The sequence below is a fragment of the Salinisphaera sp. Q1T1-3 genome (assembly GCF_003602005.1).
Taxonomy (GTDB): domain Bacteria; phylum Pseudomonadota; class Gammaproteobacteria; order Nevskiales; family Salinisphaeraceae; genus Salinisphaera.
Genome location: NZ_QZWD01000024.1, coordinates 1 through 12,637, shown reverse-complemented (window position 1 = coordinate 12,637; position 12,637 = coordinate 1). Strand labels below are relative to the sequence as shown.

Here is a 12,637-nt window from a genome sequence, read left to right as displayed (position 1 = left end):
CGGGTAGCAAGACGCGCCCGGCCCAAGCGGGCCGAGCGCGGTGGCTATGACCTGACAGGGTGTCTCAGGCTGACGCGAGTTCGGCGGCCGAGACGATATCGGCGATCCGCGACAGCTGTGCGATCGAGGCCGCATGGTCGTCGGCTTCGGCGGCGGCGCAGGCATCTTCGATCACCCGGATGCGATAGTCCCGATCGTGCCCGTCGCGGGCGGCTGCCTGGACAGCCCAGGTCGTGGACACGCCGCACAGGAACAGCGTGTCGATCGCATTGGCACGCAACACGGCTTCCAGCGGCGTGGCATAGAACGCGTTGACGCGCGGCTTCTCCAGCACGTATTCGCGCTCGGCGTTGGCTGGCGTGGCATCCAGCTGTTCATGGAATTCGGTGCCCCAGCTGCCAAGCTGCAGCACCCCGTTGTGTTTGGCGGCGCCGAACAGCGGCGAGTGGGCCGGGCATTCGGTATAGCCCGGTCCGAACCCCACCTTGACGAGTACCACGAGCCAGTCGTTGGCGCGTGCGTGTGCCAGTGCGCTATTGGCGTTGCCGATCACGTTTCGCTCGGCAATATGCGGTGCGGCATCGGCCATTGGACTGTCCGGATGGACGATATCGTTGATGAAATCGAGAGCGATGAGAGCAGTGGTCATGCGAATGCGACCGAGGCGAGTGATGGCCCCAGTCTATCTTCTGACGGAATATGCGGGTGCCACCCCGCAGGACGCGCGCGGGCGACCTGATCGCGACGATTCGACGGGGACGTGTGTGGCCAGTCAATACGCCGCCTGGGCGGTGTCGGTCTGCGCCCGCGTCGCCGGCGGCGCGTTTTTCTTATCGCAGTAATCGCCGGCGGCAAAGCGTCGCGGATCGTTCTTGGCGAGCGCCTTCAGATGCGCGGCGCGATGCGATATCTCATCGAGGGTGATATCGGTACGCCGGCAGGGGATGCGAACGATCGCGGCACTCACGGTCATCAATCCGAATCGACAGTTGTGGCCGTCGCGTTTCGTGGCCTGGATATACCCGCGGGCCCGTGTTTCGGCGTCGTAGAAGCTTTTGATCTGAGCGTCGAAGTCGGCCTGCGCTTTTCTGACGGCGGTCACTGCATCTGCATAGTCGATCGACGCCGCATAGGCGAAGAAGTCGTCGCCACCGATATGGCCGACGAACCAGGTCTGGCGACTCAGGGCCTTGCCCAGGATGTCCTTGAACAACAGGATGGCACGATCACCTTGGCGAAAACCGTAGTGGTCGTTGAATGGCTTGAAATGGTCGAAGTCGAAATAGACGGCGATCCGTCGATCGAGCGGTTGGGCCAGTGCGTGGTCGGTATGGCTATAGATCGCGGCATTGCCGGGCAGGCGGGTCAGCGGATTCTCATCCCGGGCGTTGAGCGTATTGCGTTCACTGATCGCGCGTAGCAGAGCCTGTTGGTCAAGGATGCCGAGATAATGGCCGTGCTCGGTCAGGATCAGGCCGTCGAGACTGTCGGAGATAACGAAGGTTTCCAGCAGTTCGGACAGGCTGGTATCGATATCCGCAGACGGACAACGACGCAGAAACCGCGCGAGGTAGTCCGGGTTGTGCGGATTCTGCAACAGCTCGCGGCCGAAGGGGGCGTAAACGAAAGCCTTCAAGTCGGCATCCCGAATCACGCCGATGGGTTCGTCGCGATGATTGACGACGGGATAGAGCGAGATATCGTTGTTCTGCTTGATGAAGGCCAAAAAGTCCTTGGCAGCGACGGTATTGGGAATCGGCGGCGTCTCCAGCATGAAGGACCGTACGAGTTCGCGATCCGGATCACGACTGCGATGGTGACTGGAGATGAGCCGGGCGATATGGGCGACGGTTGTGTCGCTGTGATCGGGCAACGCCACCGAGGGACGGCCAACGAAATAGCCCTGGACCATGTCGCAGCCGAGTCGCCGACACGCCGAAAATTCTTCGGGCGTTTCAATGCCTTCGGCGACCACCCTGGCCCCGATGAGATGGGCGAAACTGATGGTCTGGCCGACGAAGAGTTCCTTGCGGCGATCCTGTGATATGCCATCGATGAAGAACCGGTCGATCTTGATGATGTCCGGTTGGCAATCGTATAGCGCGCGCAGTTGGGAAAATCCGTTGCCGTAGTCGTCGAGCGCGACCATGAAGCCCTGGTCCCGATATCGAGAGAGAATATCGACCCCGTGATGGGCCAGTGTCATGTCCTGGCGCTCCGAAACCTCCAGACAGATCGTGTCCTGGGCCAGTCCCGCTTCGGCCAAAAGTCGCAGCGTGCGACCGGGCTGGTAATCCGGGGTATCGGTTGTCCGGCTGTCGAAGTTGTAGAACAACTTGAGTTGGCCCGCATGCGGCAGGTCGGCGAATTTGTTGATTGCCTGCCGGCGCAGCAGCGTATCGATCTGATGAAGGCATCCGCACCGCCAGGCCGTGTCGAAGACGTCCTGGATCGAATGGAATCCGGCTTCGGCCCAGTTCCGCAACAACGCTTCGTAGCCGTATATCCGCCCGGTTTGCGTGGTGACGATCGGCTGAAACGCGTAGTCGATCGTGTCGAGCGCCTGCTTCCAGTCGGCAAGAGTGACGGCAGGCGTGGATGATTCCGGGCGATATGATGAGGCGGGCAGGTGTTTTCTTTCCAGCTCGCGCACGCCCTTTCCCCCGTTTGATGAGCCGTCGCGTTCTTGCGATATGAACGCGGCTTTATCGAAACGCCAGCTTGAACGCCCGGTGTGACGCGTTTGTGACACGAACGAGGGCAGGCGTGTACCGCCTTCGCAGACCAGCTGGGCGCGGCGATATCATCGGTGCCGGACTCAAGCCTGCATCGAGGCCGGCACGTTGAGCTTGGCGCCTGCGGCTCAGCTCTTGCCGGCTTCCAGGATTTCCCAGCGTTCCAGCGCGGCTTCGAGCTCGGCCTCCGCCTTGGCGTGTGCCGCGGTGGCCTTCTTTATCTTGGCAGCGTCCTGGTCGTAGAAACCGGGGGCGCCCAGGGCGGCCTCGCACTTGTCCACCTCGGCTTCGAGCCGGTCGATCCGGCCGGGCAGGTCGCGTAGCTCCTTGCGTTCGGCGGTCGATAGCGTCGAGTTCGGCTGGGGCGCCGGTTGGGCCCGGGGCGTCGTGTCGGCACGGGGCGCCTTGTTCGGGGCGGGAGCCGGTCGGGGATCGGCCGGGCGTTGTCGCAGATAGTCGGAGTAGCCGCCGACGTATTCGGCCACGTGGCCGTCGCCCGTCATGACCAGTGAACTGGTCACGACATTGTCGAGAAAGGCACGGTCGTGCGAGACCAGCAACAGCGTGCCGCCGAAGTCGATCAGACGTTCCTCGAGCAATTCGAGTGTCTCGACGTCGAGGTCGTTGGTCGGCTCGTCCATGACCAGCAGGTTGGCCGGGCGCGTGAACAGCTTGGCCAGCAACAGCCGGTTACGTTCCCCCCCGGAGAGCACATGTGTCGGGCTGCGCGCGCGCTTGGGCGAGAACAGGAAATCGCCCAGATAACTCATGATGTGGCGCTCGGCACCGTTGATGGTGATGGACGAACGCCCGCCGGCCACGTTGTCGAGCACGCTGATCGAGTCGTCCAGGGCGGCCCGATGCTGGTCGAAGTGGGCGATATCGAGATTGGTCCCGAGCTGGATCGTCCCGGCGTCGGGCTCGAGCTGGCCGAGCAGCAGGCGGATGAGTGTCGTCTTGCCGGCGCCGTTGGGGCCGATGATGCCGACCTTGTCGCCGCGCTGGATGGTGGTGGTCAACTCGCGCACGGTCGGGGTCTCGCCCCAGGCATAGGCCAGTTTTTCGGCCACGATCACGTTCTTGCCGGAGCGGGCGGCGTCCTGCGTCACGATGTTGGCCGTGCCGGTACGTTCGCGCCGCTCGGCGCGTTCGTTGCGCATGGCCTTCAACGCGCGCACGCGCCCCTCGTTTCTGGTACTCCGGGCCTTGATGCCCTGGCGAATCCACGCTTCCTCCTGGGCCAGGCGTTTGTCGAACAGCGCATTGGCCTTCTCCTCATCGGCCAGGGCCTTGTCCTTGCCTTCGAGATACTTGTCGTAGTCGCCGGGCCACGAGGTGAGCCGGCCGCGATCCAGGTCCAGAATCCGGGTGGCCAGATGTCGCAGGAACGCACGGTCATGGGTGATGAACAGCAGGGCGCCGGACCAGGCCAGCAACATCTCCTCGAGCTGGGCGATCGCGCCGATATCGAGATGGTTGGTCGGCTCGTCGAGCAATAACAGGTCCGGTTCGGAAACGAGAGCCCGGGCCAGCAGTACGCGTCGTTTCTGGCCGCCCGACAGGGCCAGGAAATCGGCCTCCGGGTCGAGCTTGAGCCGGCTGAGCGTGGCTTCGACACGCTGGGCCAGTGTCCAGCCGTCCACGGCCTCGACCTCGGCCTGGGCTGCGGAAAAGGCATCCATGACGTCCTCGCCGGCAGACAGGCGAGCGGTCAGGTCGTGGAAACGGGCGACGGCCTGGCCGGCCTCGCCGAGGCCGGCGGCCGCGACTTCATAGACAGTGCCATGGGCATCGGCCGGCACTTCCTGCTCGAGCCGGGCGATACGCAGGCCGGGCTTGGCCTCGCGCTTGACGTGATCGGGGGCGACTTCGCCGGCCACGATCTTCATCAGGGTCGATTTGCCGGTGCCGTTGCGCCCGACGAGCGCGACGCGTTCGCCGGCCTCGATCATCAGTTCGGCGTCGTCGAGCAGCACCTCGACGCCATAGGCGAGTTTGAGTTCCCGGAGTTTCAGCAGCATGGGCAGTGGTGGCCGTGGATGACGGACAATCGGCCATTGTACGCGGCACGGCGCGTTAGAATGTGAAGTCGACTGGTCGGCATCGGATACCTATCGATGGCTTTTCCTTCGCAGGCATGGCTTGCGCCGCAATCACTGGGTCTGGGGCTTGTCGGGCTGCTTGCCGGCGCCGCCGTCGGGGCGTTGATCGCCGGACTGGTCGCGCGCGCACGACGGGCAGCGCTGCATGCCCGTATGGACTGGATCGAGGCCGATCGCGACGAACACCGGGAATCACTGGAGCGTGCACACGCCGAACTGGCCCGGGCGCGCAGCGAACAGGCCAGGCTGAGCGAGCGGCTTGACGCCGAACAGCGCCATGCCGCCGACAAGCTGGCCACGCTCACCGACGCACGCGCGCAGTTGAGTGATCAGTTCAGGGCCCTGTCGCAGGAGGTTCTCGACGAGAAGACCAAGGCCTTCGATGCCTCGACCAAGGCCAGTCTGGCGCCGTTGATCGACCCGTTGCGTGAACATATCGGGCGGTTCGAAAAACAGGTGCGCGAGGCCTATGACACCGAGAATCGGCAGCGCTCGGCGCTCGCCCAGCAGATCCGGATGCTCGAGGCGTCCAATCGCTCGATCGCCGAGGATGCGACCAATCTGGCCAATGCGCTGCGCGGCGAGTCCAAGGCCCAGGGCAACTGGGGTGAGATGATTCTGGAGACCGTGCTGGAACGCTCGGGGCTTGAAAAGGACACGCAGTACGTCACTCAGTTCGCGGCCACTACCGAGGACGGCCGCCGCCAGCTGCCGGATGCGGTGGTGCATCTGCCGGGCGAGCGTTCGCTGGTGATCGATTCGAAGGTCTCGCTGACCGCTTATCTGCGGGTCCAGGAGGCCTCGGACGAGGCGAGTCGACAAGCCGCACTCGCCGATCACATCGCGTCCGTGCGGCGTCATCTCAAACAACTTTCGGCCAAGAACTACCAGGGCATCGAGGCGATCCGCACGCTGGATTATGTCTTCATGTTCATCCCGTCCGAGGCCGCCTATGTCGAGGCGTTGCGCGGAGACTTCGGCCTCCAGCGGGAGGCGCTGGAGGCCAATATCGCGCTGGTCTCGCCGACCACGCTCATGCCGATGCTGCGCGCGGTGGAGAACTTGTGGCGCCTGGACAAGCAGGAAAAGAACGCCGAGGCCATCGCGGCGCGGGCCGGCGTGCTGTACGACAAGTTCGCGGGCTTCGTGGCCGATCTCGACAAGGTGTCGCGCAACCTGGAAACGGTCAACAATTCGATGGCCGAAGCACGCAACAAGCTCACCGACGGGCGCGGCAATCTGGTGCGCCAGGCCGAGATGCTGCGCGAGATGGGCGCGAACGCGTCCAAGAGTCTGCCCGACGACTGGCGTGATCGTGCCGAACTCGGTGAGCAACGCATCGGTCGGGCTGCCGAAGACACGCCGCGCGCGACCGACCGCAACGAAGAAACCCCATGAAGCAACGCATCGCCGATCGTCTCGCGCAGCTACGCGAGACTCTGCCGCCCGTCTCTCCGACCGAGGCCGCAACGCGCGCCGAGGCCGGGGCCTGGCTGATCGATATCCGTGAGGCGGACGAGATCAGCCAGGGCACACCGGTCGGTGCCCGACCGCTCGGCCGTGGCTTCCTCGAGATGCGGTTGGAGTCGGAAGGCGCGACCGCTGACGAGCCGATTCTCCTGCTCTGTGCCTCCGGGGCGCGTTCGTTGTTGGCGGCCGAACAACTGCGAGCGATCGGTTATACCGATGTCCACTCCGTGGCCGGCGGATTCGATGGCTGGAAGGATGCCGGCCTGGCATTCGAGACGCCGGTCTCGCTGGACGCCGCCGATCGGGCCCGCTACGCGCGCCAGGTCACGCTGCCCGAGATCGGCGCGGCCGGTCAGGCACGCCTGCGCGAGGCGCGTGTGCTGATCATCGGGGCCGGCGGGCTGGGCAGTCCGGCCGCACTCTATCTCGCCGCGGCCGGCGTGGGGCGGATCACCGTCGTGGATCACGACACGGTGGATCGCTCCAATCTGCATCGCCAGATCCTGCACCGGGATGCCACGGTCGGCCAATCGAAGGTCCGATCGGCCCATGCGACGCTGGTCGCACTGAATCCGGCCATTGAAGTCGTGCCGGTCGAAGCCCGGGTCTCGGTCGACAACGCAGCCGAACTGGTGTCCGGCCAGGATCTGGTCATCGACGGCTCGGACAACTTCGATGTCCGTTATGCGGTCAACGATGCCTGTGTCGCCGCTGATGTGGCACTCGTCTACGGCGCGGTCGAACGATTCGCGGCACAGGTCGGGGTGTTTCCGGCCGGGGGCGCCCCCTGTTATCGCTGCCTGTTCGCCGAAGCGCCGCCGGCCGGGGCCGCGCCGACCTGTGCCGAGGCCGGCGTCATTGGCGCGGTGCCCGGCATCGTGGGCACGCTCCAGGCACTCGAAGCGATCAAGCTCTTGGTGGGCATGTCGGAGACGCTGTCGGCCCGGCTGTTGTCGATCGATCTGGCGCGCCAGCGCTGGCATACGATGCAGATACCGGCCAATCCAGCGTGCGTGATCTGCGGCGTACACGCCTGAGGAGGCGCGCCGGGCGTCATCCCGATGTTCCCGGCAGGGCTTGGCGATCGGCCCGGTCGCGGACAGCGCACCGAAGCTGAAGGAGGTGACCTGCTCACGGTGCGGGAGTGGGGCGGGTCGATCCGGATCGTAATGGCCGCCGTGTGAACCGGTGAACGCGCGCCGACGGGTCGGCCGTCGTTCTACAATCGTCCAGTGTAGAACCCAGACATGTGATTGCTACCCTGATCAGCCTGCCGCACAGGCCTTTGCTGCGGCATCTGGGAGCTTTCAATGCCGGCCTTTTATCTCATCGTCATCACGCTGGGAGCGTTCTATCTCGGCTATCGCTTCTATTCGAAGTATCTGGCCGAGCGGGTCTATGCGCTGGACCCCAACTTCAGGACGCCCGCGCACGAGCTTGCTGACGGCGTGGATTTCGTGCCGACGAACAAGCACATCCTGCTCGGCCATCATTTCACCGCGGTGGCGGGTGCCGCCCCCATCGTCGGCCCGGCGATCGCGGTCTATTGGGGATGGTTGCCGGCGATCGCCTGGGTGATTCTCGGCACCGTCTTCGGTGCCGGCGTGCACGATTTCGGCGCTATCGTCACCTCGGCCCGCAATCGCGGCCAGAACATCGGGACCCTGTCCGGCAAGGTGATCTCGGCGCGGGCCTCCACACTCTTTCTGCTGATCATCTTCTTTCTGCTGACGCTGGTGAACGCGGTGTTCGGCGTGGTGATGGCGATCCTGTTCCAGGCTCATCCCGGATCGGTGATCCCGGCCGTGATCGTGATTCCGATCGCGATGTGCATCGGCCAGTGGGTCTATCGCATGCGCGGCGCGGTACTGATCCCCTCGATCATCGGCCTGGTGCTGCTATACGTCGCGATTCCGGTCGGGCAGATGTTTCCGATCCGGATCGATGGCCTGGCCGAGATGGTCGGCTTGTCGGTACGCACGACCTGGGTGATTCTGATCTTCGCCTATACCTGGGTGGCCTCGCGGCTGCCGGTCTGGCTGCTGTTGCAGCCGCGCGACTACATCAATGGGCAACAATTACTCGTCGCGCTGGTGGTGATCTTCGCTGGCGTGATCGTCGGCTGGGACCAGATCACGGCACCCGCGGTCAATCCGGTGGCCGCGGATACCAAGCAGTGGTTCCCGTATCTGTTCATCACCATCGCCTGCGGTGCCATTTCCGGCTTTCACAGTCTGGTGGCCTCCGGCACCACGTCGAAGCAGATCGACAAGGAGACCGATGCCCGCTATATCGGCTACGGCGGCGCGATGGGCGAGGGGTCACTGGCGCTTGCCGCTATTCTGGCCTGTACGGCCGGGCTCGGCTCGGCCGCGGACTGGCAGACGGCCTATGCCAGTTTCGGCGCGGCCTCCGGCGGCGCGCTCGGCAATTTCGTGACCGGTGTGGGCCATTTCCTGTCGAATCTGGGCATCCAGGCGCAACTGGGCGCTTCTTTCGCGGTTGTCGTGGTGGTCACCTTTGCCGGCACAACCATGGACACCGGCGTGCGGCTGCAGCGCTATATCCTCGAGGAAATCGCCGAGCTCGCCGGGTTTCGGGCGCTGGTCGGCCGTACGACCCTGCTGACCACGCTAGCCGTGCTCGTGCCTTTGGCGCTGGCGTTGGTGCCGGGCGGCGAGGGTGCCGGCGGCAAGGGCTTTGCTTTCGGTCAGCTCTGGACGTTGTTCGGTACCACCAACCAGCTCACCGCCGGCCTGGCCTTGTCGGTCGTCAGTGTCTGGGTGCTCGCGCGCAATCGCAGCCCGATCGCCGCGATCGTGCCGCTGGTCTTTCTGTTGTTCATGACCAGTTGGGCGCTGGTGCTCAACCTGCTCGAATTCCTGCGCGAAGGCAGCTGGATGTTGCTGGTCATGGACGGCGCCATTGCGATACTGACAGCGTGGCTGATCGTCGAAGCGGTCACGGCACTCAACCGGCAGCGTCGCGGCAGTGCCGGGGCGACGTGATGACCGCCGCGATCGACAGCATCTTGCCGGCGGGCATGTCGCCGCGGACTCGTGACGGTCGGGGGCATCGCCTGATCCTGGTACGCGAGCAGGATGCCCAGCACAGCGGCTCGGGGTGCTGCGGCCGGCTCGGCGAGCGCCATACCATGCTCGGCCGTGCCGCGGATTTCAGCCACAGCCGTGCATGGATGGAACACGTCGGTGAAATCTACCGTCGTCTGCGGATCGCGCATCCGGCGCTGGCGATCGATATCGTCGACCCGCGGAATACCCTCTGGCTCTATCCGGCCGTGTGGCGATGCTCGGCCGGGGCCGGACAGGGCCTGGGCTGGCGTCTGCGTCAGTTTGTGCGTGCCGGTTCGGCGGCCGGGGCCATACTCGATGGCGAAGTCCTGCATGTGGGCCAGCTGCCTTCGGCACGGGCCGTGGTCGATGAGATCGGACTCCGGCTGGACCTGCGCGACCGTGATGCCATACCGGGAGAACACGACCGATGACCGATACCGGTGATGACCGCACGCTGTGGCGGCGCATCAATGCCTTCCACGACGAGTTATTCGTCGCACCCTGGCGAGCGGGCATTGCCCGTCAGGCACGTGATGCCGAGGATGTTCTGGTTGCGCTATTGTTTCTGGAAGCGCTCGGCATTCCCGGACCGGCCGACTATTACGCGCTCGAACTCTATCCCGATCTGATCGAATCCTTTCATCGCTGGCACCAGCGCATGGGTATGGAGACGTTTCCCGAGGCAGGAGTGTGCTGCTGATGTCAGCGACGACGGCTGCGCCACCCCCGGTCTGTTTCGATCTGTTCGGCGGCAAGGGCGGCGTCGGCAAGACCACGCTGGCCAGTGCGCATGCACTCGCGCTGGCGGCGGCCGGTCAGCGTACGCTGCTTGTCTCCACGGACCCGGCGCATTCCGTCTCGGACCTGCTCGAAACACCGCTGGGTGATCAGCCGACCCGGGCCGGCACATCCTTGTGGGCGATGGAGCTGGATCCGATGGCGGATGCGCGTGCTTACGTCGCTTCGATTCGTGAAGACGCCCGCGAGTCAGTGTCCAAAGCCGTGCTGCCGGCGTTGGAGCGTCATCTCGAACTCGCGGTGCAGGCGCCCGGTACGGCCGAATCGGCCCTGTTCGATCGTTTCACGGAAATCATGCGGTGGTGCCCGGATGATTACGACCGTATTGTTTTCGATACCGCGCCGAGCGGCCACACGCTGCGACTTCTTACCCTGCCATCGATGTTGGGGGCATGGGTTGAAGGACTGGCCGGGCAACGTGCCCGCGTGAACAAACTGCAGGGCATGTGGCGGTCGATGGCCGGGGTCTCCGAGCCGGATCGCGAGGACCGTGTGCTGACCCGCCTTCGCCAGCGCGCCGAGCGGTTCAGCGACGCGCGTCGGCGGCTCGCCACCGAGACACGATTCCATCCGGTCATGCTCGCCGAGCGTCTGCCCATCGAAGAAACCGCACGTGTGATCGAACAACTGCGGCAGGCCGAGATCCCGATCGGCGATATCATCGTCAATCGGCTCTGGCCCAACGATACCGACAGTGTCTTCGTGGCCGAGCGTGTTGCCCAACAATATGAATATCTATGCGAAATACGCCAGCGGTTCGTGGACTATCCGTTGATCGAGGTCGCGCAGAGCGCGCGCGATATCGTGGGCCGAGAACAGCTCGAGGCTCTGGCCGAACGCGTCAGCCAGGCACGTGTCGCGATAACGCGCGGCACATGAGTATGTATCGGCGTCTGGGGTGGCACCTTGCCGGCCTGATGGGGCTGGCACTGGCCGGCTGTGCCGGGCCCGTCGATACACAGACCTTCATCGACCCGTCCGTCACGACGAACCAGACCAAGTACGACGGATTTCTCGCCTATGCTGCGTTCAAGGATCTGGCCGTTGAAGGCCGTTTCGAAAAAGCCATGTGCCAGCAGCTTGTATCCACTGGCCATGCGTGCACGCCGATGCTCACCGCGGCCTCGCCGACACGGCCGCAGGACGCCGCCAGCCGACAGCGTGCCATGGCGCACAGCGGTGCTCAGGCTGCGCTCGTCATCGAACTGGCCGATCCCGACACCACATCGCGTCAGATGTTGGCCAACGGTTGTCCGGGGTATCGGGTCAGTCTTGTCGATACGAGAACACAGCGTGTCATCGCGCGTATGGCCATCGATACCGCGGGCCGATCGACAGAAGCGTTGCCGGCAAAAGCCGAAGCCGTCGCACGGGCCACCGTGAGCGCGCTTGACCGCAAAGGGCTGTTGCAGCCGCGGTAAGCGATCAAGAAGCGGGGGAGAGGGTGGAGCGGCAGACGAGATTCGAACTCGCGACCTCGACCGTGGGAGGGTCGCGCTCTACCAACTGAGCTACTGCCGCACGAAATCTAGCGTCCTCTCCGTTGCGATTCTCGAAGAATTCACGGGGTAAAGCAAGTGGGTCTTATCGTGGGATGTATAGGACAGGGGAGGGAGCCGTGTGAGTCGATGACGGCTGATCAGGTTATTCCGGGGTAACGAACACGCAGCGTTTGGCAACGAGCCGCCATAAAGCCCACCGGCATGGCTGGTTGTGGTGGCGGCGCTGCGTTGGGTCGATCGGTCCAGGGCTGGATTGTGGGAAGCCGGCGTAACCGAAAATGGTTGAGATAAGGATGGTGCGATGCCCGAAAGGCGCCCCGTCTGTTTTCGCTAGGGCGTGTTGAGGTTTCGTTCGAGCGCCTTTTCGTCGAGAGACCGCAGTGTGTCCGGCAAGGCTCGCAACGCCGCCGGGCGCCCATCGTCGATTTTTCATGGGCGGCCCAACCCGAAGGGACAAGCGCCCCAAAATAAAGAACACGACGGCAATACAGCGTTCTAGCCCGCTGGCGCAGAATGACACGCTATGCCTGCGACGCCTCGTCTTGCCGCCCATCGTCAATTTCAGGGCACACTTGGCGCGGACTCGCACGAAACCTCAACACGCTCTAGTAGCCAGCACCGTCGTGTATCAGATCAACCAGCCGACAGGACTCGTTTAGGGGCTGGTCTCGTTCGGAATGGTCGAAGAGATCCCTCGGCAGGAACCGGCTTCTGGAAGGCCGATCGATAAAACGACGGCGAGGGCGGTGCGCGAGCGGGCGCAGCCGGGACACGACAGCGTGGGATTGTCGTGTCCCCAAAGCCCGTCATGACAGGCGAAACGACTCGGCTGCAACGCGGCTGTAAAAAACCCGTTGACGGCAGATGTGTGATGTATATGATGCGCATCTCTCGCAACGGGGCGAGCACAACGAGCCAAGCGGTTTGTGGTGTTTTTGCTTTGTTTCGGGGTGGGT

10 protein-coding genes and 1 tRNA gene are annotated in these 12,637 nt (G+C 64.1%); 7 read left to right on the top strand and 4 right to left on the bottom strand.

What is annotated here, in order from left to right:
• Positions 1–64 precede the first annotated feature (64 nt).
• The 3 genes from D3260_RS16190 to D3260_RS16180 form a co-directional block, all read right to left on the bottom strand.
• Positions 65–649, bottom strand: a complete 585-nt coding sequence (locus D3260_RS16190) for an isochorismatase family cysteine hydrolase (protein ID WP_120099652.1) — start codon at positions 647–649, stop codon at positions 65–67.
• A 123-nt stretch (positions 650–772) separates the two neighbouring features.
• Positions 773–2,653 (bottom strand): GGDEF domain-containing protein, encoded by a 1,881-nt coding sequence (locus D3260_RS16185; RefSeq protein ID WP_199671558.1) that lies wholly within the window; start codon positions 2,651–2,653, stop codon positions 773–775.
• A 210-nt stretch (positions 2,654–2,863) separates the two neighbouring features.
• Positions 2,864–4,756, bottom strand: coding sequence for an ATP-binding cassette domain-containing protein (locus tag D3260_RS16180; RefSeq protein WP_199671557.1), 1,893 nt, complete (start codon positions 4,754–4,756; stop codon positions 2,864–2,866).
• Between the two features lie 96 nt (positions 4,757–4,852).
• On the opposite strand from D3260_RS16180, the gene D3260_RS16175 reads away from it, so the two are divergent.
• The 7 genes from D3260_RS16175 (at position 4,853) to D3260_RS16145 (ending at position 11,600) form a co-directional block, all read left to right on the top strand.
• Positions 4,853–6,235, top strand: coding sequence for a DNA recombination protein RmuC (locus D3260_RS16175; RefSeq protein ID WP_120099650.1), 1,383 nt, complete (start codon positions 4,853–4,855; stop codon positions 6,233–6,235).
• Positions 6,232–7,344 (top strand): molybdopterin-synthase adenylyltransferase MoeB, encoded by a 1,113-nt coding sequence (gene moeB, locus D3260_RS16170; protein WP_120099649.1) that lies wholly within the window; start codon positions 6,232–6,234, stop codon positions 7,342–7,344. Before D3260_RS16175 ends, moeB begins: the two co-directional genes overlap by 4 nt.
• A 273-nt stretch (positions 7,345–7,617) precedes the next feature.
• Positions 7,618–9,315 carry a carbon starvation protein A gene (locus D3260_RS16165; RefSeq protein WP_120099648.1) on the top strand — a complete coding sequence of 566 codons (1,698 nt, stop codon included), beginning with the start codon at positions 7,618–7,620 and terminating at the stop codon, positions 9,313–9,315.
• Positions 9,315–9,812 (top strand): hypothetical protein, encoded by a 498-nt coding sequence (locus D3260_RS16160; protein ID WP_120099647.1) that lies wholly within the window; start codon positions 9,315–9,317, stop codon positions 9,810–9,812. The genes D3260_RS16165 and D3260_RS16160 overlap by 1 nt, the downstream gene beginning before the upstream one ends.
• The gene (locus D3260_RS16155; protein WP_120099646.1) at positions 9,809–10,081 is read left to right on the top strand and encodes a cory-CC-star protein; all 273 of its coding nucleotides are present in this window, start codon (positions 9,809–9,811) and stop codon (positions 10,079–10,081) included. Before D3260_RS16160 ends, D3260_RS16155 begins: the two co-directional genes overlap by 4 nt.
• Positions 10,081–11,058 (top strand): ArsA family ATPase, encoded by a 978-nt coding sequence (locus D3260_RS16150; RefSeq protein ID WP_120099676.1) that lies wholly within the window; start codon positions 10,081–10,083, stop codon positions 11,056–11,058. The genes D3260_RS16155 and D3260_RS16150 overlap by 1 nt, the downstream gene beginning before the upstream one ends.
• On the top strand, positions 11,055–11,600 hold the full coding sequence (locus tag D3260_RS16145; RefSeq protein ID WP_147418241.1) for a hypothetical protein: 546 nt from the start codon (positions 11,055–11,057) through the stop codon (positions 11,598–11,600). Before D3260_RS16150 ends, D3260_RS16145 begins: the two co-directional genes overlap by 4 nt.
• A 24-nt stretch (positions 11,601–11,624) precedes the next feature.
• On the opposite strand, the gene D3260_RS16140 is transcribed toward D3260_RS16145, so the two are convergent.
• Positions 11,625–11,700: transfer RNA gene (locus D3260_RS16140), tRNA-Gly, on the bottom strand.
• Between the last annotated feature and the right edge of the window lie 937 nt (positions 11,701–12,637).